Source organism: Sphingomonas sp. Leaf9 (genome assembly GCF_001421355.1).
Classification (GTDB): Bacteria; Pseudomonadota; Alphaproteobacteria; order Sphingomonadales; family Sphingomonadaceae; genus Sphingomonas.
The window spans coordinates 22,793-47,050 of sequence record NZ_LMKC01000005.1 but is presented as its reverse complement, the minus strand read 5'-3'; the positions used below and the strand labels follow the sequence as shown (position 1 = coordinate 47,050).

Sequence of the window (24,258 nt, the reverse complement as noted above, 5' to 3'; positions counted from 1 at the left end):
TTTGTTGTCCATCGCCCAGGCGCCGATGATCGCGCGGCAAGGGCGACGGGAATTTCATCCGATTAAACCAGTATATCGTGCGGTGCCGCGATAGCCGCTAGCTGAACGCCCCTATGACAGGGGGCCGTGACCTGCGCTTTCGTTCTCGTTTGCTCGCCTTTGCCGAACTGACCGATGCCGATCGGCGTGCGCTCGACGTGTTGCTCGATCAGCGCCAGCGCATCGTCGCGCCCAGGCGTGATGTGGTGGCGGAGGGTGAGGTGCCGCGCTTCGTCCATTTCGTGCTCGACGGGTGGGGGTGTCGCTATCGCCAGTTGTCCGACGGGCGGCGGCAGCTGTTGTCGCTGCTGCTGCCGGGCGACCTGTTCGATCCCTGTCCACAGGCGGTGGCGCGGACCGACCATGCCGTCGGCACGATCACGACGATGACGGTGGCAGAGGTGGCGCCCGAAGCGCTGGCGCTGCTGAGCCGCGAGCGGCCGGTTATCGTCCGCGCGCTGTGGTGGAACAACCATGTCGCGATGGGCACGCAGCGCGAATGGATCGCCAGCCTGGGCCTGCGCACTGCCCGCGAACGAATCGCGCTGTTGTTCTGCGAAGTCTATTTCCGGTTGCAGACGACCGGGCGGTGCGCAGGGGCGACCTGCGAATTTCCGCTGACCCAAGCCGATCTGGCGGAGGCGACCGGGCTGACCCCGGTGCATGTGAACCGTATGGTGCAGGAATTGCGGCGCGACGGGCTGATCGAATGGGGCGGGCGGCGGCTGACCATCCTCGATCTCGATCGGCTGTGCGCGGTGGCATCGTTCACCCCGGCCTATCTGCACCTCGACCGGGCGGTGGTCGTCGGCTGACCTTCCCCGGCCTTACCCGACCCGTCCCGTAATCGGACAGCTGCCCGGATTTGCGGCAGGGGACAAAAGGGTAAAGAAAACGTTAACCCGGCCATGATGAAGCCGAACGCCGAACCCCGCCGTCACCCCTTCCGTGCCACGCTGCCGCGCATCGCCAGCGTGCCGGTGCGCAGCGACGACAGCGACCTGAAGCTGTTCACGGTCAGCTTCACCGCCTTCTTCATCTGCTTCTACACCTTCTTCCTGTAAGGCGTCAGGCCGGGCAGCCCTTGTCGCAGGCGCGGTGAAGGCGCCAGGCGAGCCATGCCGACACCAGGCACATGCCCGCGACCAGCAGCAGCATGTCGGTCGGCCCCAGACCCGCCTTGGTCAGCAGGATCACCCCGATCGCGCCGATCGTCATCGACGCGCAGTTGACGACGTTGTTGGCCGCCACCGTCCGCGCGGTCTGATCCTTGGTCACGGTCGTCGTCAGGAACGCATAGAGCGGCACGACGAACATGCCGCCGAAGATCGCGATCAGCGCCAGCGTGCCGAGCAGCAACAATGATTGCGGATGGGTCACGAAATCGAGCGCGCCGTAGAGCGTGCCATCGGGTGCTGGCACCCACGCTTTCGCCTCGAACGCGAAGGCCAGCACGCACACCGCCATCGCAACGACCGAGGCGGGCGAATAGCGCGCCGAAATCTTGCCCTTCAGCAGCGCATTGATGATGACCGATCCGATCGCCACCCCGATCGAAAAGATCGCGATGGTGAGCGAGGCGACCTGCTGGTCGGCGGTTAGGACATTCTTCACCAGCACGGGAAAGATCACGATCAACACCGATCCGATCGTCCAGAAGAAGCTGATCGCGACGATCGCCAGGAACAGGCGGCGGATATGCATTGTCGCCGCGATCAGGTGCCAGGACGAGGTGAACGGGTTGAAGTTGATTACCAGTTCGGGGCCGCTGCGCGGGGCCGGCGGCACCTGTCGCCCGGTGAACCAGCCGATGATCGCCACCACGACGACCAGCGCGGCGGCATATTCGACGCTGATCCATCCGGCGACGATGGTCCCGGTCAGGACCGAGAGATAGGTCGCCGCCTCGATCAGCCCGGTACCGCCCAGCACCTGATGATCCTCCAGATGCTGCGGCAGGATCGCGTATTTGATCGGCCCGAAAAAGGTCGAATGGACGCCGAGCATCACGACTGCGCTCAGCATCATCACGACGCCGGTCGTGACATAGCCGGTGCGCGCGACCAGCATGCCCGCCGCGCCATAGATCATGATGCCGATCTCGGCGGTCTTCACGATGCGGATGATCCGCGCCTTGTCATGCGTGTCGGCCAGCTGTCCCGACAAGGCAGACAGCAACACGAACGGCAGGATCGCAAGGCCGGTGGCCAATGCATTGAAATTCTGTTCGCTCGCCGGGTCCTTGAACAGTTGATATGTCGCGAACAGCACCATCGCGTGCTTGAACAGATTATCGTTGAACGCGCCCAGAAACTGGGTGACGAACAGCGGCAGGAAACGGCGCTGCTTCAGCAACCCCAGCGCATTATTCATTCCGGGTACGACCTGATCTACGTGCCTGTCGGCTTGGTTGGTCCGGGTGTAGCCAGCACGTCCGCCTGCTTCAACGCCGTTTTGCCGCTTTCGCGAGACCGGCCGGGGATGCTAAGCGCGCACTTGTGCTGACGCTTCCCAACATCCTCACCCTGTCGCGGATCTTCGCGGTGCCGCTGCTGGTCGCGTTCCTGTGGTGGCCGATGTGGGAGGCGGGCTATGCGATCGCCTTCGCGCTCTACTGCCTGATGGGCATCACCGACTATTTCGACGGCTATCTGGCGCGCGCGCAGGGTACCGTGTCGAAGCTCGGCGTGTTCCTCGATCCCATTGCCGACAAGATCATGGTGGCGGCGGTCATCCTGATGCTGGTCGGGACGCGGCACGATGTCGCGATCATCACCGGTATCCACCTGATTGCTGCGCTCGTCATCCTGCTGCGCGAGATCGCGGTGTCGGGCCTGCGCGAGTTTCTGGCCGGCATTCAGGTGTCGTTGCCGGTGTCGCAGCTGGCCAAGTGGAAGACCACGCTGCAGCTGGTCGCGTTCGGTGCGCTGATCCTGGCGGGTGCGGTGCCGAGCCAGGCGTTCGTCCACGTCACCGGGCTGGTGTGCTTGTGGGGTGCCGCCGCGCTGACTGCGATCACCGGCTGGGACTATCTGCGCCTCGGCCTGCGCCACATGGATACGTAATGACGGTCGAGCTGCTGTATTTCGCGTGGGTGCGCGAACGTGTGGGGATGGCGGGCGAGCGGGTCGATCCGCCGGCCGAGGTCGTGACGGTCGCCGATCTGGTCGACTGGCTGGCGGGGCAGGGCGACGGCCATGCGACCGCATTCGCCGACCGGCAGCGGCTGCGCGCGGCGGTCGACCAGGCGTTCGTGCCGCTCAACACGCCGATCGCCGGCGCGCGCGAGATCGCGCTCTTTCCCCCGGTGACCGGCGGGTGATCCGGGTCGTCGTACAGGAAGCGCCGATCGACCTGGCGGTGGAGCTTGCCGCGGTGGAGGCCGCCGATGCCGGGGCGGTAGCAACCTTTACCGGACTGGTGCGCGGCGACGACGGCGTGACCGAACTGGCGCTGGAACATTATCCTGGCGCGACCGAGCGCGCGCTGGAGGCATTGTGCGAACAGGCGTTGGCGCGCTGGGCGCTGGCGCGGGCGACCATCGTGCACCGCGTCGGGCCGATGGTGCCCGGCGACCGGGTGGTGTTCGTCGCTGCGACCGCGCGGCACCGGGCGGCGGCGCTGGAGGCGTGCGCGTTCCTGATCGATCGGTTGAAGACCGGGGCACCGTTCTGGAAGCGCGAGCGGCGGGGTAGCGACGCGCGCTGGGTCGAGGCGCGGGAGAGCGATGATCTGGCGGCGGCGCGATGGGGATGAGCGGGGGTTGAGATGCGGCCGGGGCGGTCCTTCGATACGCCATTTCGGCTTCGCTCAATGGCTACTCAGGACGAACGGAGTTGGATTTATCCGCTCCTGCCTCTCACTCTCCCTTCCTCCATCCACCCCGTTCGGTTCGAGTAGCGATCGAGCCTGTCGAGAGCGCGTATCGAGAACGGGGTTCCGCAGGGGTGACCTATACGTGTTCCGCCCTTGGCAGGCCGTTCTCGACAAGCTCGAAGCTGCTCGAACCGAACGGAGTGGGTGGAGCGGTGGACAACAAAAAAGCCGGGCGGGATTGCTCCCGCCCGGCTCCTTCAAACTTTTAAAACCCGGATCAGCCAAGCTTTGGGGCCAGCACGCCGTTTACGACATGGACGATGCCGTTCGACTGTTCGACGTCATACTGCGTGACATAGCTCTTGCCGCCGCCGACATCGGTCAGCACCAGCGCGCCGTTCTCGAGCGTCGCCTTGAGCGGCTGACCCTCCACGGTGGTCAGGGTGGCGGTACCGCCGCCGGCTTCAACCTGCGACTTCAGCGCCGCTGCGTCCAGCTTGCCGGCCACGACGTGATAGGTCAGCACCTTCGCAAGCGATGCCTTCTGCTCGGGCTTCAGCAGCGAGTCGAGCGTGCCGGGGGCGAGGCGGCCGAACGCTTCGTTGGTCGGCGCGAACACGGTGAACGGACCCGGACCCGACAGGGTGGCTGTCAGGTCGGCGGCCTGCACCGCCTTCACCAGCGTGGTGAGGTTGCTGGCCTTCGACGCGTTGGCGACGATGGTCTGGGTCGGCAGCATCGGCGCGCCGCCGACCATCACCGGTGCCTTGGCCGTGGCGTTGGCATCGGCCTGTACGCCGGCGTTCACGCCGCCGACGGGGGTCTGCACGGTGGCGGTGGTGCGGGTCTTTGCCCCGGTCTGCGCAGTCGGGGCGGTCGTCGTCTGGGCATGGGCGGCTGCGGTCAGCGACAGAGTGAGCGCGGCTGCCGAAATGGTTGCGCGAATCATCGGTTTTCTCCGGTGGTTGCGGTCAAAACACATTCGATACCGGAGGCGGCATCGACCGGGGAAATACGGTTTGGCGAGGCGAACGGTTCCGCCACTGCCCGAAGGATCAGGTCCGGTTCGCAGCAAGTACCTCTGCCAACAATCGAAAATCCCGTTCGCGCGGAGATGCTTTTCGCCACACCAATGCGATGCGGCGCGACGCGTTCTTCGCCTCGATCGGCCGCGCGCTGACGGCGGTATTGTCAAGGATGCCGGCGTCGATCGCCATTTGCGGCAACATGGTGGTGCCAAGACCATTGTCGACCATCTGAACGATGGTGTGCAGCGACGTGCCCATCATCATCGCCTGTCCCCGCGCCTCCGGCTGTTCGCAGGCACGCAGGGCATGGTCCTTCAGGCAATGCCCGTCCTCCAGCAACAGCAGGCGTTCGGCATCGATGTCGTCGGCGACCAGCGGCGTCGTGTCGGCGGCATCGTTGCCCGGCACCGCGAGGAACAGCCGGTCGTCGAACAGCGGCGCAGTCTCCACGTCACCGCAGGCATAGGGCAGCGCCAGCAGCACGCAATCGGTGCGGCCATGGTGCAGCCCCTCGCACGCCGCCGCGCTCGGCTCCTCGCGCAGATAGAGTTTCAGGTCGGGATAGTCGCGGCGCAGGCGCGGCAGCAGTTGCGGCAACAGGAACGGGGCGATGGTCGGGATGACGCTCATCCGCATCTCGCCCGACAGCGGCCGCCCGGCGGCGCGCGCCATGTCGGTCAACTCCTCCGCCTCGCGCAGCACGGTGCGTGCCTTGGCCACGATGCTTTCGCCCAGGGGGGTAAAGCGGACCACGCGGCGGGTCCGTTCGACCAGCACGACGCCGATCAGCGTCTCCAGCTCGCGTATCCCCGCCGACAACGTGGATTGCGTGACGAACGATGCCTCCGCCGCGCGGCCGAAATGGCCGGCGTCGCGGAGCGCCACCAGATATTGCAGCTGCTTGAGCGTGGGCAGATACACCGACATGGCGCCCTACTTATTGGCTCGGTCGATCAATCCCAAGGGCAAATTCGATTGGATCGGTCGGACACGTACCCTATATCGCGGTGCAGCAATTCACGGTGCGCACTGCACCATAACGAAAAGGGCATTTCCATGCTGACCGTTGGCGACAAGCTCCCCGAATTCACCGTTCCCGTGCAGCAGGGCACCAACGCGCTGCCGGCCGGCGAGACGCTCAGCCACGACGCGTTCCCCGGCAAGTGGAAGGTGCTGTTCTACTGGCCGAAGGACTTCACCTTCGTCTGCCCGACCGAGATCGTCGGCTATAGCGAGCTGAAGGAAGACTTCGCCGATCGCGACGCCGTGCTGATCGGCGCGTCGACCGACACCGCCCACGTCCACCTGGCATGGCGCAAGTCGGACCCGGACCTGGCCGCGGCCGATTTCCCGTGGATCGCCGACAATGGCGCGGTGCTGGCCAATGCGCTCGGCATCCTCGACAAGAACGAGCATGTCGCGTTCCGCGCGACCTTCATCATCGATCCGGACAATGTGATCCAGGCGGTGCAGGTCAACGGCCTGAACGTCGGCCGCAACCCGGCAGAAACGCTGCGTGTGCTCGACGCGCTGCAGACCGACGAGCTGTGCCCGTGCAACTGGAACAAGGGCGACGACGTCCTCCAGGTCGCAGCGTAATCCATTCGGGCGGGGCATGCGTCCCGCCCGCCACTTTCCGGCACCCCAGCGCGGACCACGGCCTTGTGCCCGGTCGGCTGGGGTGTCGTGTATCTGACGGAGATCAATCCCCATGTCGCTCAAGGAATTTGCGGGCCAGCTGCCCGATTTCGCCAAGGATATCCGCCTGAACGTCGGTTCGCTGCTGAACGAGACGGTGCTGGACCCGCAGAAGAAGTTCGGCACGATGCTCGCCTGCGCGCACGCCACCGGCCACAAGCCGCTGGTCGAGGCGGCCGAGGCGGAAGTCGCCGACAAGCTGTCGCCCGAAGCGGCCAATGCGGCGCGCGCAGCGGCGGCTGTGATGGCGATGAACAACGTCTATTACCGCTTCGTCCACCTCGCGAAGAACAAGGAATATGGCAACCTGCCGGCCAAGCTGCGGATGAACGTCATCGCCGCGCCGGGGATCGACAAGGTCGATTTCGAACTGTTCAGTCTGGCGGTGTCGGCAATGAACGGCTGCGGCATGTGCATCGACGCGCATGAGGACGTGCTGAAGAAGCACGGCGTGAAGGCCGAGGTGATCCAGGGTGCGGTGCGGATCGGCGCGGTGCTGGCGGCGGTCGCTACCGTCCACGCGGCGGTGGCATGAAGCGAAGGGGCGGGGAAACCCCCGCCCCCCGTTACGACAGCGCCCGATACACGCTGTAAAGGCTGGTGACGGTCAGCACGATGCCGACCAGGATCAACAGCGTGCGCGCCGGGATGTGCTTGGCGAACATCGCCCCGAACGGCGCAGCGGCAATCCCGCCGATCAGCAGGCCGGCAACGGCAGTCGTGAATGCCTCCAGCCCCAGGTGGACGAGGAACGTCGCGGAGATGCTGACGGTCAGGAAGAATTCGACCGTGTTGACCGTGCCGATCGTCGTGCGCGGCGTCGCGCCCTGCACCAGCAGGTTGGAGGTCACGACCGGCCCCCAGCCACCGCCGCCCGCTGCGTCGAGGAACCCGCCGACCAGTCCCAGCGGGGCGATGACCTTCGGCTCCTTGGGTTCGGGCGGCTTCCGCAGGCCGCGCCACAGCAGGTACAGGCCGATGCCCGCCAGATAGGTCATGACGAACGGCCGCGTGACCGACGCATCGAGCGACGACAGCAGATACGCGCCGGTCACACCGCCGACGATGCCGGGCAGCACCAGCCGCCAGAACAGTTTCCAGTTCACATTCTTGTGCAGCGCGTGGCTGATCCCCGACACCCCGGTCGTGAAGCATTCGACGACATGCACGCTTGCCGATGCGGTCGCGGGCGGCACGCCCAGCACGCTCACCAGCAGGGTCGACGAAATCACCCCGAACGCCATGCCCAGCGCACCATCGACGATCTGGGCGGCAAATCCGGCGGCAACAAACTCGGCCAGACGCGCCCAGTCGATATTCTCGAACATCCCAATCCCTTTGCTATGGCGCAGCGGGGGTCAGTGATGACGGCAAACGACAATGCCTACAAGATACATAGGGTTTGTTGCGCCTACAGTACGACTTGGCGTGCGCGGGCGGGCCGCCTACATCGGGTGCACTACCAAGGGGACTGCACATGGTTGCGCGGCTGTTGCGCTATCTGGATTCGATCAAGGCGCGCGATCCCGCGCCGCGGTCGCGCGCCGAAATCCTGACCTATCCCGGCGTATGGGCGGTCGCGTTCCACAAGCTGTCGCACCGGCTGTTCCACGCGCGATGGTATTTCGCCGCACGCGCGATCAACCACTTCTCGCGCTTCCTGACCGCGATCGACATCCATCCGGGCGCGACGATCGGCCGGCATTTCTTCATCGACCACGGCTTCGTCGTGATCGGCGAGACGGCCGAGATCGGCGACGGCGTGACGATCTACCAGAACGTCACGCTCGGCGGGACCAGCCCTGACAATGGTATCGCGGGCAAGCGGCACCCGACGATCAGCGACGGCGCGATCATCGGGTCGGGTGCGCAGGTGCTGGGGCCGATCACCATCGGCGTGCGCGCCCGCGTCGGCGCGAATGCGGTGGTGACGAAGGACGTGCCCGAGGGAACGACCGTCGTCGGCATCCCCGCACGTCCGACGGTGGTCGAGGGGGGGCAGGCGCCCGATCCGCGCTTCGTCCCCTATGGCACCCCCTGCCGCGACAATTTCGACCCGCAGACCCAGCGGATCGAACTGCTGCGCTGCGAGGTGGAAACGCTCAAGCGGCAGCTCGACGCGCTGCTGGCCGAGCAGCAGGATCATCGCGACCGCGCCTGATGGGGATCGTCACGCCCTTTCCCGCCGCGCGCCAGCCGGGGCAGGTCGGCTTCGAGCGCGCCGAGCTGACCCGCATCCTCGACCTGTACGGCCGGATGGTCGCCGCCGGGCACTGGCGCGACTATGCGATCGACCTGGGCCGCGACGCCGCGGTGTTCAGCGCGTTCCGCCGCGCGGCCGAACGGCCCGAATTCCGCATCGAGAAGCGGCCGTCCCTGCGCAACAAGCAGGGCATGTGGGCGCTGGTCGGCGAGGCCGGGGCAGTGGTGAAGCGCGGGCACGAGCTGGGCCCGGTGCTGGCCCCGGTCGAACGCCGGCTGATGAAGCTGGTCGAGGAATAAAAAAAGCGGCTCCGGTTGCCCGGAGCCGCCAAGGTTCGCTTCGTAAGGAATGGTTTCACGCCATCGCCACCGGCGGCAGGCGTTGGCCGATGCCGCCGAGCACCCCAACCACCCGGCGGCGCATCGGTTGCCAGAAAACCGACAAGGTGAGCAGCGCCGATCCGATGACGAAGGCGGTGAATGCCGCCGACAGTTCGACCGCGCCCGCCTGTTCAAACAGCGCGTAGAGCGCGTAGAGGACGTAGGCGAGGCTGGAGACGAGCAGCGCGCGGCGATCGACCGCCAGCGCCACGATGCCGAACGCGACGTAGAGCGCGATCACCACCGCCGCCATCGGTGCGGTCACGCTCGGGCCGAACACGCCCAGCAGCTGGAACAGCGAATGCGCGATCAGCGGCGCGGCGACGAGGTGCAGCCAGAAGGCGACGTCGCTGCGGCGCGTCCGGCGATCACGGTCGGACAGGTCCCAGCGCATGGCGGCGGCGAACACGCCGATCCCGCCCAGCAACGTCACCGGATACACATTGTCCTTGAGCGCCGGAAAGGCGGCGACCAGCAGCGCGGCGGCGGTTCCGACCAGTGCCGCTGCCCCCGCTGCGACCGTGATCGGCACCATGAACCGCCGCCAATGCGCCCATGCCGCGCCCGCCGACACGATGCCGATCCCGGCAAAGATCAGCGCGGTCGTGCGGTCGGGGACATTCAGCGGATCGAGTTCGGCCACGAGGCCGACCAGCATGGCGGCTACCCCGCCGACAAAGGCGAGCAGCAGCAGGATGCTGGGCAGCGCCATCCGGCGGCGTGCGGTGAAATATTCGGCGAGGAACCACGATGCGCCGGCCACGCCCAGCCCGCCCAGCGGGCTCCAGACCGCACCGCCGATCCACGCGAGCGACACCAGCAGCAACGCCAGCGCGACCGAGACGAAGATATCGTTGAACCCGGTCAGCAGGCGGAAATGTTCCTCGTCCACCACCGGGGTCGCGCGTTGCCGCGCGATATGCGCACGCAGTGCATCGGCGGCGTCGCGCGACATCACGCCCGCCTCCACCGCGCCGTTCAGATCGCTTTCGCTGTACATGTCATGACCTCCCTGTATTGGTGAAGTATGACACTTGTGTATTGTCTTTGCAATACACGTGCTGCGTCTCAATAGACGGGCCAGATGCCGGGCGTCGCCATCTCGATGACATGGCCGTCGGGATCGGCGACGTAGAGGCTGCGCCCGCCACTTGGCCAGCGGACTTCGCCGGTGATCGCGATGCCGCGCGCGGTCAGATGGTCCTGCCACGCCGGATAGTCGGCATCGGCGATGGCGAACGCCATATGCAGTCGGCCGGTGCCGTCGTGGCCGGGGATCGTGCCGCCCGGCGTCGCCATGTCGCTGGCAGATGCACCGCGCAGGAACAGTAGCAGGACGCTACGCCGCCCGGCGTCCAGCGCGGCCATGCGGGCGTTGCGCAGGAGGAGCGGCCGGCCGAGATCATCGGCGTAGAAGGCGACCGCGCGGTCGAGATCGTTTACGTAAAGCGCCGTTTCCAGCACGCCGTCGATCGGGGGAGGGGGCACGGGTCGATCCTCACGCTGTCGGCCGCAGCATAACGATCGCGGGGCGGGCGGCCCATAAAAAAGGCGCCCCGCCACAGGGGCGGAGCGCCGTTGCTGGCCGTCAGGCCGGTGGTCTTAGCGACCGCCCGGATTGCGGCAGCTGTCCTTCACGGTGCGCGAGCACACCGGATAGCTGTCCTTCGCCGGCGGCGGCGGGGTCACCTGCGGCGGGGCGAACTGCACCTGGCCACCTGCCATCGGGGCACCGGCCATCGGCGCGCCTGCCATCGGGGCGGGCGGGGCCGGGGGGGCCATCGGTGCCGGGGCGGCGGTCGTCGACATTGGATCGGCCGGCGGGGTCGTCGGCGCGGCGGCCGGATCAGCCGAGGCGTCGGGGGCCGGCGGCGGGGTCATGTTGTCGGCCGGCGGGGTCGGCGCGGTCGTCGTGCCCGGCTGCATGGTCGCATCGGGCGCCGGCGTCGTCGGCGGCGTGGTCTGTGCAACTGCGGCGCTGCCCATCAGCAGGGCGGCCATGAAAGCGACAGTCTTCATCGGAAAACTCCTTTTCGACTTGTATCGTTGAGGCTGCGAACCAAACGACCCAAGTCGAAAAGGTTTCCGACGAAGTTTTCAGCCCGTCGCGTCCAGAGCGTATCCTGCCGAACGCACGGTGCGGATAATATCGGGCCGGTCGCCGACATTGATCGCCTTGCGCAACCGCCGGATATGTACGTCGACGGTGCGCGATTCGATGTCCGAATCATGCCCCCACACCGCATCGAGCAGCCGTTCGCGCGAAAAGACCCAGCCGGGATGTTCGAGGAAGTGTTTGAGAAGACGGAATTCCGTCGGGCCAAGCGGCACGACTTCGCCCCCGCGCCGGACGCGGTGGCCGACCGTGTCCATTTCGATATCGGCATAGCTCAGCGCCTCCCCCGCCAGCGCCGGGCGCACGCGGCGCAGCACGGCGTTGACGCGGGCGACCAGTTCGCGCGGGGAAAACGGCTTGGTGACATAATCGTCAGCGCCGGTTTCCAGCCCGCGGACCCGATCCTCTTCCTCACCGCGCGCGGTCAGCATGATGATCGGTACGTTCTGCGTCTCGGCCTGGCGGCGCAGCTGGCGGCAGACCTCGATCCCCGACAGCCCCTCGACCATCCAGTCGAGCAAAACGATATCCGGCGTCGCTTCGCGTGCCAGGAGCAATGCCTCCTCGCCCTCATGCGTGCGGACGACCTCGAAATCCTCGCGCTGGAAATGAAAGGCGATCAGTTCGGCCAGCGCCGCATCGTCTTCCAGCAGCAACATCCGTGCCTTGCTCATGATTATCCTGCGAAATCGGGGGTTTCACGTTCCGCCATCGTCTGGCCCGTCGCGGCGAAATAGACCATTTCCGCGACATTGGTCGCATGGTCGCCGATGCGTTCCAGATTCTTGGCGACGAACAGCAGGTGCGCGACCTGGCTGATCGTCTTGGGATTTTCGACCATGTAGGTCACCAGCACGCGGAAGATGCTGTTGTAGTAATCGTCCAGCGCACTGTCGCGCTTGCAGATTTCGACCGCCGCCTGCGCGTCGCGCGCCGAAAAGGCGTTGAGCACGTCATGCACCATGTCCGACGCCAGCTGCGCCATGGCGGGCAGGATGCTCAGCGGCTCGATGCGCGGGTCGTGGGTTTCGCCGTGGATCGATGCGACCCGCTTGGCGATATTCTTCGCATAGTCGCCGATGCGTTCGATCACCGCGGCGATCTTCAGCGCGGCGACCACTTCGCGCAGGTCGTCGGCCATCGGCGCACGCAGCGCGATGACGCGGACGGTCAGTTTCTCGACCTCCGCCTCGATCGCGTCGATCGCCTTGTCCTGCGCGCGGACCTGCTTGGCCAGCGCCGGATCGTTGCGGGTCAGCGCCAGCATCGCGTCGCTGATCGCCTGTTCGGCAAGGCCGCCCATCTGCGAAATCAGCGCACGCAGATGGCCGATGTCGCGATCGAACGCCTTGACCGTGTGTTCGTGGCCCGTCGCCATGTCGCTCCCCTCAGCCATACCGCCCCGTAATATAGTCTTTTGTGCGCTCCTGGCGGGGGTTGGTAAAGATGTCCGAGGTACGGCCATATTCGACCAGCGTGCCAAGGTGGAAGAAGGCGGTGCGCTGCGACACGCGCGCCGCCTGCTGCATGTTGTGGGTGACGATGGCGATGGCGTAGCGGCCGCGCAGTTCGTGGATCAGCTCCTCGATCTTGGCGGTCGCGATCGGGTCGAGCGCGCTGCACGGTTCGTCCATCAGGATCACTTCGGGATCGACCGCGATGGCGCGGGCGATGCACAGCCGCTGCTGCTGCCCGCCCGACAGCGCGGTGCCGCTGTCCGACAGGCGGTCCTTCACCTCGTTCCACAGGCCCGCACGGGTCAGCGATCGCTCGACGATCCCGTCCATGTCGCCCTTCGACGCGGCAAGGCCATGGATGCGCGGGCCATAGGCGACGTTTTCGTAGATCGACTTGGGGAAGGGGTTCGGCTTCTGAAACACCATGCCGACCCGCGCGCGCAGCTGTACCACATCCATCGCAGGCGAGTAGATATCCTCGCCATCGAGGCGGATGTCCCCGGTGACGCGCGCCGACGCCACGGTGTCGTTCATCCGGTTCATCGTGCGCAGGAAGGTCGACTTGCCGCAGCCCGACGGACCGATGAAGGCCGTCACATGCTCCATCGCGATGTCGATCGACACGTCCTTGATCGCCTGTTTCTGGCCATAGAACACGTCGACGCCGCGCGCCGACAATTTCGGGGTCGCGTTGGTGAGTTGGGTGTCGGTCATTACCAGCGGGTCTCGAAGCGATTGCGGAGATAGATGGCGAGCGCGTTCATCGCGAGGAGGAACGCCAGCAGCACGAGGATCGCCGCGCTGGTCTTTTCGATGAAGCCGCGGCTGACCTGATCGGACCAGAGAAAGATCTGGACCGGCAGCACGGTAGCGGGGTCGGCAAAGCCCTGCGGCGGCTGGCTGATAAAGGCGCGCATGCCGATCATCAGCAGCGGCGCGGTCTCGCCCAGCGCACGGGCCATGCCGATGATCGTGCCGGTCAGGATACCGGGCAGCGCAAGCGGCAGGACATGGTGGAACACCACCTGCACCTTCGACGCGCCGATGCCCAAGGCTGCATCGCGGATCGACGGCGGCACCGCCTTGATCGCGTTGCGCCCGGCGATGACGATGACCGGCATGATCATAAGGGCCAGCGTCAGGCCACCGACGATCGGCGCCGAGCGCGGCAGGTTGAGCGTGCCGAGGAACACCGCAAGGCCCAGCAACCCGAAGATGATCGACGGCACGGCGGCGAGGTTGTTGATCGACACCTCGATCAGGTCGGTCCAGCGGTTCCGGGGGGCATATTCCTCCAGGTACAGCGCCGACAGCGTACCCACCGGGAACGCGATCAGCAGCGTGACGAGCATCGTCATCAGCGAGCCCTTCAGCGCGCCCCAGATGCCAACCGCCGTCGGATCGGTCGAGTCGGCCGATTTGAAGAAGTCGGTGTTGAACCCGGTCGAAATCGCACCGGTCCGACCCAGCTTCGCGACCATGGCTTCGTCGGCGGGTTCGCCGTCCGCCTTGGCCGCTTCCTCGATGCCCGGCGCGGCGGGGACGGGGATCGACACCTTGCGCGACAGGATCGACGGGTCGACCTTGATCGCGTCGCGCACCGTCAGCCACGCGCTGTCGGAAATGACGCGGTTATCCTCGCCGAAGGTGGCGGCGGCGGCCCCGTTGACGGTATTCTCCAGGCCCGCGCCGGCCAGCGCGAGGTCGGCGCCGCGCGTCTTCAACTGCGCGCGATCGACCTCCAGCCCGGCGGCGGGGAAGTCGATCGGCAGCGTGACCAGCGTCCGCTGGAACCCGCCGATCCCGCTCATCAACATCGTGATCAGCAGGAAGGCGAGGAACCCGGCCGACAGCGACACGGCGGCAAGGCCGAAGAAACGGAAGCGGCGTTCGGCGGCATAGCGGCGGCGGATGCGTTTCTGCATCGTCGCCGTCTTCCAGTCGGTCGGCACGCGCTCGGGCACGTCCCGCTGCACGGCGGGCGATCCGGCGACGTTCGCAGGACTATTCATACGCTTCCCGATACCGTTTGACGACGCGCAGCGCGACGACGTTGAGAAGGAAGGTGATCGCGAACAGCGTGAGGCCGAGCGCGAAGGCGGCCAGCGTCTTCGGGCTGTCGAACTCCGCCTCGCCGGTCAGCAGGTCGACGATCTGCTTGGTGACGGTCGTCGCGCTTTCGAACGGGTTGAGCGTGATCGACGCCGCGCCGGATGCCGCCATGACGACGATCATCGTCTCGCCGATCGCGCGCGACACCGCCAGCAGGACGCCCGCGACCACGCCGGGCAGGGCGGCCGGGAGCAGCACCTTCGCGATCGTCTCGCTGGTGGTGGCACCCATCGCCAGGCTGCCGTCGCGCATCGATTGCGGCACGGCGGCGATCGAATCGTCGGCCATCGACGAGACGAAGGGGATAATCATCACCCCCATCACGAGGCCGGCGGCGAGCGCGCTTTCCGAACTGGCGAACGGCATGCCGAGCATGACCGCGAGGTCGCGGATCGCGGGGCCGACGGTCAGCGCGGCGAAATATCCATAGACTACGGTCGGCACGCCGGCGAGGATCTCGAGGATCGGCTTCATCCACTTGCGCACCGCCGGCCTGGCATATTGCGTCAGGTAGATCGCGCTCATCAGTCCGAACGGGATGGCGACGATCATCGCGATCACCGCACCGATGAAGAACGTGCCCCAGAACAGCGGCACCGCGCCCAGCGTCGCGCCGGGATCGTTCGAGCGGATGACCTGCGGGCTCCAGTTGGTGCCGAGCAGGAAATCGGTAACCGGCACGATACGGAAGAAGCGCCAGCTTTCGATCACCAGCGACAGGAAGATGCCGAGCGTGGTCAGGATCGCGATCAGCGACGCGACCAGCAGCGCCAGCATCACCGCGCGTTCGACCTGGTTGCGCGCGCGATAATCGGGGCGGATGCGGGTAAAGGCGAACGCGCCACCGGCAAAGGCGAGCAGGATGGCGAGCGCGGTGCCGATCCAGTCGTAGCGGCTCTGCGCGGCGGCATAGGCCGGGGCCAGCGCCTCCGCCTGCTGGTTGAACGCGCCGTACGCATTGCCGAGCGCCAGCGAGCGCGCTTCGGCAAGGATCGCGGAGCGTTCGAAACCGGGGCCGGGCAGGCCGGCGGCGGCGGGCGCCTGCAACACCGCGTCGCGCACCAGCGCGGGCGACACCGCGCTCCAGATGCTGAGGAACAGCAGGGCAGGCGCGGCGATCCAGATCGCCATGTGCCAGCCATGCTGGCTGGGCAGCGAATTGGGCCGGTCGGCGGCGGTTACGGGCTTGGCGAAGCGGGCGGCGCGTGCGCGCGCGACCATCCAGCCGATGCCGCCGAACCCCAGCATCAGTAGGATCAGGGTAAAGCCGTGCATCAGTGCAACCCCGCCGGGTTCATCGGGGTCTGATCCTTGATCTCGGCAGCCGATTCGGCGCGGACGGCGGCAGGGGCGGCGATCATGCCGCGCCGGGTCAGCGGCCCGTTCGGGTCCCACGACTTCGCATAGGCGGTCAGGAAGTCGATCATGCCGGGCACGGGCTTGATGTGCGCTTTCTTGACATAGATGAACAGCGGCCGGGCACCCGGATAGCTGCCATCGGCGATGCTGTCATAGGTCGGCACGATCCCGTCGATCGGCACGCCGTGCAGCCGCGACTTGTTTTCCTCGAGATAGGAATAGCCGAAGATGCCGATGGCGTTGGGGTTGGTCGACAGGTTCTGCACGATCAGATTGTCGTTTTCGCCCTTGTCGACATAGGCCGCGTCCTCGCGGATGCGGGTGCAGATGTCCTCGTACCGGTCCTTGTCGCTGTCCTTCAGCGCCTTGACCCCCGGCACCGCCGCTTCGCACGCCGGCACCATGATGAGTTCGACCAGCGCGTCGCGGGTGCCGCTGGTGGCGGGGGGGCCGAAGAACTGGATGGGGATCGCGGGCAGTGCCGGGTTGATCTCGTTCCACATCCGCGCCGTATTGGGCTTGCCCAGCGGATTGGCCGACAGCGCCATATACACGTCGCGCCGGGACAGCTTCAGCTTCGGCCCGTTGTTCGATTCGGCCAGCGCCACGCCGTCGACGCCGACCTGCACCTCCATGATATCCTTCACGCCGTGCGACAGGCAGGTCGCATATTCCGACTTCTTCAACCGGCGCGATGCGTCGAGGATGTCGGGATGCTGCGGGCCGACCCCGGCGCAGAACAGCGCGGCCCCCGCGCCGGTGCCGGTCGATTCGACCAGCGGCGCGCGCAGGTCGGGGTTCGCGTTCACCAGCATTTCGGCAACGGCGGTGGTGAAGGGATAGACGGTCGACGACCCGACCACGCGGATATGGTCGCGCGACGTCTGCGGCTCGCAGGCGCTGAGCGCGAGGCCGAGGGCCAGGACGGACGCGATCCGGCGGGTCATGCGGTTCCAGTTTCCAGATGCGTGTACGGTCATTCGCGACGCTCCGCCGTGCCATGTTACCATGGCGTTACGGCTTTATGACACCGTGGAGGGGAAGCAGGACGGAAACCGTCGTGCCATCCCCCACCACGCTGCCGATATCGAGCCGGCCGCGATGGCGCTCGACGATGTGCTTGACGATGGCAAGGCCAAGGCCCGTGCCGCCCAGCGCCCGGCTGCGCCCTGAATCGACACGATAAAAGCGTTCGGTCAGGCGCGGGAGATGTTCGATCGCGACCCCCTCGCCATGGTCGCGCACCACCAAAGCGGCCATGGTGTCGCGCGGGTCGAGGCCGATTTCGACCGGCGTTCCGGCGCGGCCATATTTCATCGCATTGCCCATCACATTGTGCAGCAGCTGCGACAATTGCGCCCGGTCGCCGATCACGGTCACGCCGGGCGCGATGCGCAGCACGATATCGGCCCCGCGCGTCGGGTTGGTCGCGGCCAGTTCGTCGCGCACCGCCGGCACCATCGCCGACAGGTCGATCGCCTGGTCGGGCGGGCGATATTTCTCGGCCTCGATCCGGCTCAGGGAAATCAGGTCGTCGATCAGCCGCTGCATCCGCCGCGCTTCGTCGTTCATGACCTTCAGGAAGCGTTCGCGCACCGCCGGGTCCTCACCCGCCTCGTCGCGCAGCGTTTCGATGAAGCCCAGCAGCGAGGCGAGCGGGGTGCGCAGTTCGTGGCTGGCATTGGCGACGAAATCGACGCGCATCTTTTCGGTCGCGCGGTTGCCGGTGCGGTCGACCAGATGGACGAGCCGGCGATCGCCGGCCAACGGCCGGACCCGCATCTCCCAGCTCTGGTCGCGCGCGCCAAGGCCGACCAGCCCGACCGGTTCGCGATCGTCGCGCGTGCCGAACAGCCGTTCGGCGGCGGCGGGATGGCGGATGGCAAGGCGGACGTCGCCACCGACGATATGCTGGCCGAGCAGCGCGAGCGCGGCGGGGTTCGCCGCCTCGACATGGCCGGCGGCGATGACGAGGATCGGTTCGTCGACCGCATCGATAGCGGCCTGCGTCGCGGCGAACACCTGCTGGCGCTGGGTATCGGGCGATTCGCTGGGCCCCCGTTCGGGCGGGTGCAGCCCGGCGACCAGCACGGCGGCGACTGCCCCCACCAACACCACCGCGCTGGCGTTGATCCCGGCACCCAGCAACAGCGCCAGCAGGGCGACGCCGATCGCGATGACGAGGGCGAGGGGCAGGCGGGGGCCGAATTCGTCCATCGCCCCCGATTAGGGGGCGGACCCCTAAACGGCAATGGCCGTGATCGTTGTGGGAACGTCGCTGGCAAGCGACGCGGCCAGCGACGTTCCCACGATGACTGCGAAGCGGCGGGCCGAAGCTGGCCGTTGCCGTTTATCGGCCTGCAACCTGCGCGGAAGTGGTGCCCAAGGCCAGCGCCGGCGGCATTGCCCCGCGATTGGACGCGTTAACCCTCTTTGCGATTGCGAAAACCGGTGCATTGGGGAAGATGGCGGGATGACCGACACGCCCACCCCTTCGCCCGATGGCAAGCTCGCGCGGCGCACGCTGCTGATCGGTGCCGCCGGCGCATCGGCGGTGGTGTCGATCCGCCCGGCGCTGGCCCAGACCCAGGCGTCGATCATGACCTGCGAAATCCCGATCCCCGACCGCGCCCGCGCCGGACAACTGATCGCCGCCGACGGACAGGTCGTCGCCCCCGGCACGCCCGGTGCGTTTCCCGGGGCCAACCGCCCGTTTACCGGCGAACAGGTCAAGCTCGCGATGAAGGGGCAGAATCTGCCCGGTGCCGATGGCGATACGACCCGCGCGTACCTGAAATATGTCCAGCGGTTGCAGAACGGGACCAGCGGCTTCACCTGTTTCGCCTCGCTCCAGATGCCGCGCGGCTGAACCGGCCGTGCCGGCACGCTATCGCGCGCCGCCGGCGGTTGCTTTGCGCATCGTGCCGCTCGACCGATTGAGCGTGCTTTACCACCGCGCATCGGGGCAGACCCATGTCGTGGCGCCGCCGGTGCCCGAAATCCTCGACCTGCTGGCCGACCGGGCGATGACCGCGGAAGACTTGCTGGCGGCGCTGGCCGAACGGTTCGACCTGCCCGATGGCGACGCGGCGGCGTTGATCGCGCGGCTGGACGAGCTGGTCGAAACCGGGCTGGTCGAGCGCCTGGACGAACCGGCATGAGGTACGCGACGACGCTGCGCATCGGGCCGGTGGGATTCCGCATCGGCAGCAACTGGCGCGGCCCCATCGACCAGTTGCGCGATCTCTATCGCGACTATCCGCAGCCGGCGGACGGCATCGTCGACTTCAACGTCCGCCTGTTCGCCGCGCGGCCGTGGCGGCGGTTCGTGCGGCCATCGGTGATGATCGGCGGCGACTTCACCATTCCCGACGCCGCCCCGTTGCCGCTGGCACAGGGGCTGTTGGCAGCGGAGATGGGAATGAACCTGCAGATGGCGCTCGCGCAGCGGCGGTATCTGCTCCTCCACGCCTCCGCCGTCGAGCGCGACGGGCGCGCGCTGCTGATGACCGGCGAATCGGGCGCGGGCAAATCGACGCTGGCGGCGCTGCTGATGACGCGCGGCTGGCGGTTGATGGGCGACGAATTCGCGCTGCTCGACCCGGCGACGGGCCACATCCATGCCTTTCCCCGGCTCGTCAGCCTGAAGAACGAGGCGATCGGCGTGATGGAGCGCGCCGCGCCCACCGGGCGGTTCGGGCCGCTGCTGGCCGCCACGCCCAAGGGCGATATCCGCCACCTCGTCCCCGATGCCGCCGCGATCGCCGCGATGGACCGGCCGGCCGCCCCGGCGCTGCTGCTGTTCCCGACCTTTGGGCAGGCGGAGGCGGTGCGATCCGTCGAGCCGGCCGAAACCTTTGTGCGGCTGACCCAGGCGTCGACCAATTATGTCGCGATGGGCGAACGCGGGTTCGATGCGCTGACCGGGCTGGTCGGGCGGATACTGGTGCGGGCGATCGACTATCCCGATACCGACACCGCGCTGGCGCTGGTGGAGCGGTTGTGGGGTGACCTCGCATGACGGATGCCAGGACGGCCGGCGCGCTGGCCGATCCCGAGTTGTGGGACGGTATGGATTCCGCCGACAGCTGGAACGCGCTGATCGCGGCTGCGCGGGCGGAACAGTTGATCGGCAGCGTTGCCACCCGGCTCGACGGGATCGACATGCCGCCCGCCGTCGCACGCCTCCTGTCCGACGCCCGCGCGTCCGCCGAACAGGGGCGGGTGGCGGCATTGTGGGAGGCGGAAGCCGCGCGTCGTGCGCTCGCCCCGCTGGGTGTCCCGATCGTGCTGTTGAAGGGCACCGCCTTCGTCGCCGCCGGGCTCGATGCCGGGCGGGGGCGTGCGATCGGCGACCTCGACATCCTCGTGCCACGCGAGGCGCTGGACGCGGTGGAGGCGGCGTTGCTCGCGGCGGGGTGGGAATGGGTGAAGCCCGACCCCTATGACGACGCCTATTACCGCCGCTGGATGCACGAGCTGCCGCCGCTGATCCACCGGACGCGCGACCGGATGATCGACGTCCACCACACGATCCTGCCCCCGACCGCACGGCCGACGCCCAATGCGGCGCTGCTGATCGCGGACGCGGTGCCGCTGGGCAACGGGCTGTCGGTGCTGTGCCCGGAAGACATGGTGGTCCACGCCGCCGCCCACCTGTTCGCCGATGGCGATCTGCAGGGTGGCTTGCGCAACCTTTGGGACATCGACCGGCTGGTACGCGAGTTTTCGGATCGCGACGCAGGGTTCGCGGCGTCGTTGACGGAGCGGGCGGCACGGCACGAACTGTCGGCGGCGGTCGCGCGGGCGCTCCGGCTGGCGCGGCGGATTTACGGGACGCCGGGCGGCGGCGATCCGGTGGCGTCGGACGCCCTGTTCGCCCGGCGGCTATTGGCGCGCGACGGCTGGGGGCGGTTGCGGCACAAGGGCACCGAGTTGGGTTTCTATGTCCGCTCGCACTGGCTCCGGATGCCGCCCGCGATGCTGGCACGGCACCTGTGGACGAAGTTTCGGAAGAAATAGGTCTTCGGTGGTTGCGGCTGCTTTCGCCTAAAGTTCGCCATTAGCGCCGCCGTATGGCTTGTCCTAAAGTCGCCCCTCGCTCATGTTGTATGACCATCAGGAGCAGGAAAAATGTCATCGACACAGATTTCGCCTGATCAAGTCGCAACCCTGCAGAGTCGCTTCGCCGATCTGATCAACTATGAGGGTGACGATCCCTTAGCGCCTATCGATCCGCTAACGTACAAGGATTCCGGAGGTGATGGGGTGCTTCATATAGCGGCGTATCGTGGGGATATTGAAGCTGTAGCCTTACTCCTCGACGCCGGCATAGATCCAAACATCAAGGGCGAAATGGGATATACTGCTTTGCACTATACCGGTTGGCAGAAGCACTGGAAAATATCAAAGATATTAATTGCGCGTGGGGCATCTTTGGATGCCGAAAAACGACTTCGGAACGATGCCCGAGTTGTCGGGTTCTTGATGATCGCTTCCTGAAAGCCACCCTTTCGCAAACCTTCAAATCCGGCCGGTTCGCCATCAGCCTACGACGGAGTGACGATACCTACCGCCACATCCCCCGCGTATCGTACACCTGCTTGCCTTCGAGTGCCTCGACCGGCACGCCCTTGAACACGCTATGGTCGACCAGCACGACGAGGATGTCGTTCACCAACCCCTCCTCCAGCGACACCAGCCGCCCGCCGTCGAGCGACCGGGGCAGGGCGGTTACGAACGGTTCGACCAGATCGATGCGGTCGCCGTAGCGCGCGATCAGCGCCTGTGCGACCTTCACCGCCGGGCTTTCGCGCAGGTCGTCAATGTCCGCCTTGAACGCGAGGCCCAGCAAAGAGGCGCGGGCGTCCGGCGACGCCTCCAGCATCGCGACGGTGCGGCCGACGACGTGATCGACCTTGCCGTCGTTCACTTCGCGCGCGGTGCGGATCAGCGGGGTCTGTTCGGGCGCAGCATCGACGATGAACCACGGATCGACCGCGATGCAGTGCCCGCCGACGCCCGGACCCGGCTTCAGGATGTTGACGCGCGGATGGCGGTTGGCCAGCTCGATCACGTCCCACACGTTCAGCTCCATCTTGTCGCACACGATCGACAGTTCGTTGGCGAAAGCGATGGCGACGTCGCGGCTGGTATTTTCGACCAGCTTGACCATTTCCGCCGTCCGCGCGGTGGTGACGGTGCAGGCCCCCTCGACGAAACGGCGATAGAAGCCGCACGCGGCTTCCGCGCACGCCGGGGTGATCCCGCCGATCGAGCGTTCGTTGGAGACGAGTTCGAGGATGATCCGGCCGGGCAGCACACGCTCCGGGCAATAGGCGACGGCAATGTCGGGCGCATCCGACATGCCGGGCATCGCGAGGTCGGGGCGTAGTTCGGCTAGCAGGTCGCGAATCTGTTCGGTAGTCCCGACCGGGCTGGTCGATTCGAGGATCACCGTATTGCCCTTTTCCAGCACCGGCGCGATCGCGCGGGTGGCGTTCAGGACATAGCTGAGGTCCGGCACATGGCCCGGCCCGAACGGCGTCGGCACCGCGATGACGAAGATATCGGACGGCGCCGGCGCGGTCGCGGTGCTCAGCCGGCCGAGCAGCACCACGTCGCGCACCAGCGTGTCGAGATCGGCCTCCTCGATATGGATATCGCCGCGCGCCACCGTATCCACGACATGCTGGCTGACGTCGATGCCGATGACCCGCGCGCCCGACCGGGCGACGACGGCGGCGGTCGGCAGGCCGATATAGCCCAGCCCCACGACGCAGACATCATAGGTGTCGGCGGCGGTGATCCGCTGTTCAAGCATAGAGGGTCTCCACGATGCGGGCGGAGGCATGGCCGTCTCCGAAAGGGTTATGCGCCCGTGCCATCGCGGCATAGGCATGGGGGTCGTCGAGCAGCGTACCGACTTCGGCGACGATGCGGTCCTCGTCCGATCCGATCAGCTTGGCGGTGCCGGCCATCACGCCCTCGGGACGCTCGGTCGTCTCGCGCATCACCAGTACCGGCTTGCCGAGGCCGGGTGCTTCCTCCTGCACCCCGCCCGAATCGGTCAGGACGAGGTGGCACAGGTCGAGCAGGCGGACGAAATGCGGATAATCCTGCGGGCCGATCATCGCCACGCGCGGATTGTCACCGAGGATCGCGTCCATGACGGAGCGCACCTGCGGGTTGGGATGGACCGGAAAGATCACGCCGACATCCTCGCGCGCAGCGATGCGGGCGATGGCGCGGGCGATATTCTCCATGCCGCCGCCGAAATTCTCGCGGCGATGGGTCGTGACCAGCACCACGCGCTTGCCCGCAAACCGATCGGCCAGTTCGTTCAGTCCTTCCGTTCGCTGCGGTTCGGCGGCAAGGCGTTCGCGCGCCATGTGTAGCGCGTCGATGACGGTGTTGCCGGTCACCAGCACGCGGCTCGCCGGCACATTCTCGGCCAGCAGCGCGTCAGCGGCGGTCTGCGTCGGGGCGAAGTGCAGATCGGCGATGCTGCCGACGATCTTGCGGTTCACCTCTTCGGGCCAGGGGTGATAAATGTCGTGGCTGCGCAGGCCCGCCTCGACATGGGCGACGGGCACCTTGCGGTAATAGGCGGCAAGCGCGGCCACCATCGCGGTGGCGGTGTCGCCCTGCACGATCACCCGGTCGGGCTGCTCCGCGTCGAACACCGGACCCAGCGCATCCAGCAGCCGCGCGGTCAGGCCGTCGAGCGACTGGCCGGCGGTCATAATGTTCAGGTCGATATCGGGGGCGATCCCGGCGAACTCCATCACCTGGTCCAGCATCTCGCGATGCTGTGCGGTCACGACGACGCGGGTGTCGAAACCGGGATGGGCGCGCAGGGCGTGGATCAGCGGGAACAGCTTGATCGCCTCGGGCCGCGTGCCGAAGACGACCAACACTCGCTGCACCCGCTGACCCATCACACGCCCCCGCGACCTGAACTGGTCGCTATCATGGCCGATGTAGCCGCGGGAGCTTAATAATTGGTGGGCGAATCGTTCCTCCCCGGCACGGGGAGGGGGACCGTCCG

The 24,258-nt window shown here is 66.8% G+C and carries 30 protein-coding genes; 14 read left to right on the top strand and 16 right to left on the bottom strand.

Annotation, left to right across the window (positions count from 1 at the left end; translation table 11 throughout):
- The first annotated feature begins 113 nt into the window (after window positions 1–113).
- On the top strand, window positions 114–854 hold the full coding sequence (locus tag ASE58_RS13910) for a Crp/Fnr family transcriptional regulator (protein ID WP_055822561.1): 741 nt from the start codon (window positions 114–116) through the stop codon (window positions 852–854).
- A gap of 93 nt (window positions 855–947) precedes the next feature.
- Window positions 948–1,103, top strand: coding sequence for a hypothetical protein (locus tag ASE58_RS18215; protein ID WP_200909371.1), 156 nt, complete (start codon window positions 948–950; stop codon window positions 1,101–1,103).
- 4 nt (window positions 1,104–1,107) lie between these two features.
- Here the strand turns inward: ASE58_RS18215 and ASE58_RS13905 are convergent, their stop codons facing one another.
- Window positions 1,108–2,412, bottom strand: coding sequence for an MFS transporter (locus ASE58_RS13905; protein WP_055822558.1), 1,305 nt, complete (start codon window positions 2,410–2,412; stop codon window positions 1,108–1,110).
- 125 nt (window positions 2,413–2,537) lie between these two features.
- Here ASE58_RS13905 and pgsA point away from each other — a divergent pair, with 125 nt between their 5' ends.
- Genes pgsA through ASE58_RS13890 form a run of 3 tightly spaced genes read left to right on the top strand, consistent with a single transcriptional unit; the run spans window position 2,538 to window position 3,795 of the window.
- A complete protein-coding gene (pgsA, locus tag ASE58_RS13900; RefSeq protein ID WP_055761838.1) occupies window positions 2,538–3,104 on the top strand; it encodes a CDP-diacylglycerol--glycerol-3-phosphate 3-phosphatidyltransferase in 567 nt (188 codons plus the stop codon).
- Window positions 3,104–3,361, top strand: coding sequence for a molybdopterin converting factor subunit 1 (gene moaD / locus ASE58_RS13895; protein WP_055822556.1), 258 nt, complete (start codon window positions 3,104–3,106; stop codon window positions 3,359–3,361). Before pgsA ends, moaD begins: the two co-directional genes overlap by 1 nt.
- Complete coding sequence (locus ASE58_RS13890; RefSeq protein ID WP_055822549.1) at window positions 3,358–3,795, top strand: molybdenum cofactor biosynthesis protein MoaE; 438 nt, start codon at window positions 3,358–3,360, stop codon at window positions 3,793–3,795. The genes moaD and ASE58_RS13890 overlap by 4 nt, the downstream gene beginning before the upstream one ends.
- Window positions 3,796–4,132: 337 nt before the next feature.
- On the opposite strand, the gene ASE58_RS13885 is transcribed toward ASE58_RS13890, so the two are convergent.
- Both ASE58_RS13885 and ASE58_RS13880 read right to left on the bottom strand, forming a co-directional pair.
- Window positions 4,133–4,804: a fasciclin domain-containing protein gene (locus tag ASE58_RS13885; protein ID WP_055822547.1), complete on the bottom strand. Its 672-nt coding sequence runs from the start codon at window positions 4,802–4,804 to the stop codon at window positions 4,133–4,135.
- A gap of 106 nt (window positions 4,805–4,910) precedes the next feature.
- Window positions 4,911–5,810 (bottom strand): hydrogen peroxide-inducible genes activator, encoded by a 900-nt coding sequence (locus tag ASE58_RS13880; protein WP_055761827.1) that lies wholly within the window; start codon window positions 5,808–5,810, stop codon window positions 4,911–4,913.
- 129 nt (window positions 5,811–5,939) lie between these two features.
- Here ASE58_RS13880 and ASE58_RS13875 point away from each other — a divergent pair, with 129 nt between their 5' ends.
- Entirely contained in the window at window positions 5,940–6,482 is a 543-nt protein-coding gene (locus ASE58_RS13875) for a peroxiredoxin (RefSeq protein ID WP_055761824.1), read from the top strand.
- A 112-nt stretch (window positions 6,483–6,594) separates the two neighbouring features.
- Window positions 6,595–7,116: a carboxymuconolactone decarboxylase family protein gene (locus tag ASE58_RS13870; protein ID WP_055822545.1), complete on the top strand. Its 522-nt coding sequence runs from the start codon at window positions 6,595–6,597 to the stop codon at window positions 7,114–7,116.
- Between the two features lie 31 nt (window positions 7,117–7,147).
- Here the strand turns inward: ASE58_RS13870 and ASE58_RS13865 are convergent, their stop codons facing one another.
- Window positions 7,148–7,909 carry a sulfite exporter TauE/SafE family protein gene (locus ASE58_RS13865; protein ID WP_055761818.1) on the bottom strand — a complete coding sequence of 254 codons (762 nt, stop codon included), beginning with the start codon at window positions 7,907–7,909 and terminating at the stop codon, window positions 7,148–7,150.
- Window positions 7,910–8,058: 149 nt separating this feature from the next.
- Between ASE58_RS13865 and epsC the strand changes: the two genes are divergently transcribed.
- Window positions 8,059–8,742 carry a serine O-acetyltransferase EpsC gene (gene epsC / locus ASE58_RS13860; RefSeq protein ID WP_055822542.1) on the top strand — a complete coding sequence of 228 codons (684 nt, stop codon included), beginning with the start codon at window positions 8,059–8,061 and terminating at the stop codon, window positions 8,740–8,742.
- A complete protein-coding gene (locus ASE58_RS13855) occupies window positions 8,742–9,083 on the top strand; it encodes a DUF2794 domain-containing protein (protein ID WP_055761813.1) in 342 nt (113 codons plus the stop codon). Before epsC ends, ASE58_RS13855 begins: the two co-directional genes overlap by 1 nt.
- A 55-nt stretch (window positions 9,084–9,138) precedes the next feature.
- Here the strand turns inward: ASE58_RS13855 and ASE58_RS13850 are convergent, their stop codons facing one another.
- The 10 genes from ASE58_RS13850 to ASE58_RS13805 form a co-directional block, all read right to left on the bottom strand.
- Complete coding sequence (locus ASE58_RS13850) at window positions 9,139–10,164, bottom strand: hypothetical protein (protein WP_055761809.1); 1,026 nt, start codon at window positions 10,162–10,164, stop codon at window positions 9,139–9,141.
- A gap of 68 nt (window positions 10,165–10,232) precedes the next feature.
- Window positions 10,233–10,652 carry a VOC family protein gene (locus ASE58_RS13845; protein ID WP_082457117.1) on the bottom strand — a complete coding sequence of 140 codons (420 nt, stop codon included), beginning with the start codon at window positions 10,650–10,652 and terminating at the stop codon, window positions 10,233–10,235.
- 114 nt (window positions 10,653–10,766) lie between these two features.
- A complete protein-coding gene (locus tag ASE58_RS13840) occupies window positions 10,767–11,183 on the bottom strand; it encodes a hypothetical protein (RefSeq protein WP_055822539.1) in 417 nt (138 codons plus the stop codon).
- A gap of 78 nt (window positions 11,184–11,261) precedes the next feature.
- Window positions 11,262–11,954, bottom strand: a complete 693-nt coding sequence (gene phoB / locus ASE58_RS13835) for a phosphate regulon transcriptional regulator PhoB (protein ID WP_055761798.1) — start codon at window positions 11,952–11,954, stop codon at window positions 11,262–11,264.
- A gap of 2 nt (window positions 11,955–11,956) precedes the next feature.
- Window positions 11,957–12,658 (bottom strand): phosphate signaling complex protein PhoU, encoded by a 702-nt coding sequence (phoU, locus tag ASE58_RS13830; RefSeq protein ID WP_055761795.1) that lies wholly within the window; start codon window positions 12,656–12,658, stop codon window positions 11,957–11,959.
- Between the two features lie 10 nt (window positions 12,659–12,668).
- Window positions 12,669–13,451 carry a phosphate ABC transporter ATP-binding protein PstB gene (pstB, locus tag ASE58_RS13825; protein ID WP_055761792.1) on the bottom strand — a complete coding sequence of 261 codons (783 nt, stop codon included), beginning with the start codon at window positions 13,449–13,451 and terminating at the stop codon, window positions 12,669–12,671.
- Complete coding sequence (gene pstA, locus ASE58_RS13820) at window positions 13,451–14,749, bottom strand: phosphate ABC transporter permease PstA (protein WP_055822535.1); 1,299 nt, start codon at window positions 14,747–14,749, stop codon at window positions 13,451–13,453. The genes pstB and pstA overlap by 1 nt, the downstream gene beginning before the upstream one ends.
- On the bottom strand, window positions 14,742–16,124 hold the full coding sequence (gene pstC, locus ASE58_RS13815) for a phosphate ABC transporter permease subunit PstC (protein ID WP_055822532.1): 1,383 nt from the start codon (window positions 16,122–16,124) through the stop codon (window positions 14,742–14,744). Before pstC ends, pstA begins: the two co-directional genes overlap by 8 nt.
- Window positions 16,124–17,155 (bottom strand): substrate-binding domain-containing protein, encoded by a 1,032-nt coding sequence (locus ASE58_RS13810; protein WP_055761784.1) that lies wholly within the window; start codon window positions 17,153–17,155, stop codon window positions 16,124–16,126. The genes pstC and ASE58_RS13810 overlap by 1 nt, the downstream gene beginning before the upstream one ends.
- A gap of 67 nt (window positions 17,156–17,222) precedes the next feature.
- The gene (locus ASE58_RS13805) at window positions 17,223–18,425 is read right to left on the bottom strand and encodes an ATP-binding protein (RefSeq protein WP_055822528.1); all 1,203 of its coding nucleotides are present in this window, start codon (window positions 18,423–18,425) and stop codon (window positions 17,223–17,225) included.
- Window positions 18,426–18,681: 256 nt separating this feature from the next.
- Between ASE58_RS13805 and ASE58_RS13800 the strand changes: the two genes are divergently transcribed.
- The 5 genes from ASE58_RS13800 (at window position 18,682) to ASE58_RS17585 (ending at window position 21,710) form a co-directional block, all read left to right on the top strand.
- Window positions 18,682–19,077: a hypothetical protein gene (locus tag ASE58_RS13800; protein WP_055822525.1), complete on the top strand. Its 396-nt coding sequence runs from the start codon at window positions 18,682–18,684 to the stop codon at window positions 19,075–19,077.
- Window positions 19,078–19,084: 7 nt separating this feature from the next.
- Window positions 19,085–19,369: an HPr-rel-A system PqqD family peptide chaperone gene (locus ASE58_RS13795; RefSeq protein ID WP_055822522.1), complete on the top strand. Its 285-nt coding sequence runs from the start codon at window positions 19,085–19,087 to the stop codon at window positions 19,367–19,369.
- Window positions 19,366–20,229, top strand: a complete 864-nt coding sequence (locus ASE58_RS13790; RefSeq protein ID WP_055822519.1) for an HprK-related kinase A — start codon at window positions 19,366–19,368, stop codon at window positions 20,227–20,229. The genes ASE58_RS13795 and ASE58_RS13790 overlap by 4 nt, the downstream gene beginning before the upstream one ends.
- The gene (locus ASE58_RS13785) at window positions 20,226–21,230 is read left to right on the top strand and encodes a nucleotidyltransferase domain-containing protein (RefSeq protein ID WP_055822516.1); all 1,005 of its coding nucleotides are present in this window, start codon (window positions 20,226–20,228) and stop codon (window positions 21,228–21,230) included. The genes ASE58_RS13790 and ASE58_RS13785 overlap by 4 nt, the downstream gene beginning before the upstream one ends.
- 111 nt (window positions 21,231–21,341) lie before the next feature.
- Window positions 21,342–21,710 carry an ankyrin repeat domain-containing protein gene (locus ASE58_RS17585; RefSeq protein ID WP_082468054.1) on the top strand — a complete coding sequence of 123 codons (369 nt, stop codon included), beginning with the start codon at window positions 21,342–21,344 and terminating at the stop codon, window positions 21,708–21,710.
- A 67-nt stretch (window positions 21,711–21,777) separates the two neighbouring features.
- Here ASE58_RS17585 and wecC read toward each other — a convergent pair whose 3' ends face one another.
- Together wecC and wecB are read right to left on the bottom strand one after the other, a co-directional pair.
- Window positions 21,778–23,031, bottom strand: a complete 1,254-nt coding sequence (gene wecC, locus ASE58_RS13780) for a UDP-N-acetyl-D-mannosamine dehydrogenase (protein ID WP_055822513.1) — start codon at window positions 23,029–23,031, stop codon at window positions 21,778–21,780.
- Window positions 23,024–24,148: a non-hydrolyzing UDP-N-acetylglucosamine 2-epimerase gene (wecB, locus tag ASE58_RS13775; RefSeq protein ID WP_055761763.1), complete on the bottom strand. Its 1,125-nt coding sequence runs from the start codon at window positions 24,146–24,148 to the stop codon at window positions 23,024–23,026. The genes wecC and wecB overlap by 8 nt, the downstream gene beginning before the upstream one ends.
- Window positions 24,149–24,258 lie beyond the last annotated feature (110 nt).

Excerpts from the sequence above, each read along its gene's own strand:
- ASE58_RS13910 (WP_055822561.1), top strand. The coding sequence starts at position 114 with ATGACAGGGGGCCGTGACCTGCGCTTTCGTTCTCGTTTGCTCGCCTTT.
- ASE58_RS18215 (WP_200909371.1), top strand. The coding sequence starts at position 948 with ATGATGAAGCCGAACGCCGAACCCCGCCGTCACCCCTTCCGTGCCACG.
- ASE58_RS13905 (WP_055822558.1), bottom strand. The coding sequence starts at position 2,412 with ATGAATAATGCGCTGGGGTTGCTGAAGCAGCGCCGTTTCCTGCCGCTG.
- moaD (WP_055822556.1), top strand. The coding sequence starts at position 3,104 with ATGACGGTCGAGCTGCTGTATTTCGCGTGGGTGCGCGAACGTGTGGGG.
- ASE58_RS13885 (WP_055822547.1), bottom strand. The coding sequence starts at position 4,804 with ATGATTCGCGCAACCATTTCGGCAGCCGCGCTCACTCTGTCGCTGACC.
- ASE58_RS13880 (WP_055761827.1), bottom strand. The coding sequence starts at position 5,810 with ATGTCGGTGTATCTGCCCACGCTCAAGCAGCTGCAATATCTGGTGGCG.
- ASE58_RS13875 (WP_055761824.1), top strand. The coding sequence starts at position 5,940 with ATGCTGACCGTTGGCGACAAGCTCCCCGAATTCACCGTTCCCGTGCAG.
- ASE58_RS13870 (WP_055822545.1), top strand. The coding sequence starts at position 6,595 with ATGTCGCTCAAGGAATTTGCGGGCCAGCTGCCCGATTTCGCCAAGGAT.
- ASE58_RS13865 (WP_055761818.1), bottom strand. The coding sequence starts at position 7,909 with ATGTTCGAGAATATCGACTGGGCGCGTCTGGCCGAGTTTGTTGCCGCC.
- epsC (WP_055822542.1), top strand. The coding sequence starts at position 8,059 with ATGGTTGCGCGGCTGTTGCGCTATCTGGATTCGATCAAGGCGCGCGAT.
- ASE58_RS13855 (WP_055761813.1), top strand. The coding sequence starts at position 8,742 with ATGGGGATCGTCACGCCCTTTCCCGCCGCGCGCCAGCCGGGGCAGGTC.
- ASE58_RS13850 (WP_055761809.1), bottom strand. The coding sequence starts at position 10,164 with ATGTACAGCGAAAGCGATCTGAACGGCGCGGTGGAGGCGGGCGTGATG.
- ASE58_RS13840 (WP_055822539.1), bottom strand. The coding sequence starts at position 11,183 with ATGAAGACTGTCGCTTTCATGGCCGCCCTGCTGATGGGCAGCGCCGCA.
- phoB (WP_055761798.1), bottom strand. The coding sequence starts at position 11,954 with ATGAGCAAGGCACGGATGTTGCTGCTGGAAGACGATGCGGCGCTGGCC.
- phoU (WP_055761795.1), bottom strand. The coding sequence starts at position 12,658 with ATGGCGACGGGCCACGAACACACGGTCAAGGCGTTCGATCGCGACATC.
- pstB (WP_055761792.1), bottom strand. The coding sequence starts at position 13,451 with ATGACCGACACCCAACTCACCAACGCGACCCCGAAATTGTCGGCGCGC.
- pstA (WP_055822535.1), bottom strand. The coding sequence starts at position 14,749 with ATGAATAGTCCTGCGAACGTCGCCGGATCGCCCGCCGTGCAGCGGGAC.
- pstC (WP_055822532.1), bottom strand. The coding sequence starts at position 16,124 with ATGCACGGCTTTACCCTGATCCTACTGATGCTGGGGTTCGGCGGCATC.
- ASE58_RS13810 (WP_055761784.1), bottom strand. The coding sequence starts at position 17,155 with ATGACCCGCCGGATCGCGTCCGTCCTGGCCCTCGGCCTCGCGCTCAGC.
- ASE58_RS13805 (WP_055822528.1), bottom strand. The coding sequence starts at position 18,425 with ATGGACGAATTCGGCCCCCGCCTGCCCCTCGCCCTCGTCATCGCGATC.
- ASE58_RS13800 (WP_055822525.1), top strand. The coding sequence starts at position 18,682 with ATGACCGACACGCCCACCCCTTCGCCCGATGGCAAGCTCGCGCGGCGC.
- ASE58_RS13790 (WP_055822519.1), top strand. The coding sequence starts at position 19,366 with ATGAGGTACGCGACGACGCTGCGCATCGGGCCGGTGGGATTCCGCATC.
- ASE58_RS13785 (WP_055822516.1), top strand. The coding sequence starts at position 20,226 with ATGACGGATGCCAGGACGGCCGGCGCGCTGGCCGATCCCGAGTTGTGG.
- ASE58_RS17585 (WP_082468054.1), top strand. The coding sequence starts at position 21,342 with ATGTCATCGACACAGATTTCGCCTGATCAAGTCGCAACCCTGCAGAGT.
- wecC (WP_055822513.1), bottom strand. The coding sequence starts at position 23,031 with ATGCTTGAACAGCGGATCACCGCCGCCGACACCTATGATGTCTGCGTC.
- wecB (WP_055761763.1), bottom strand. The coding sequence starts at position 24,148 with ATGGGTCAGCGGGTGCAGCGAGTGTTGGTCGTCTTCGGCACGCGGCCC.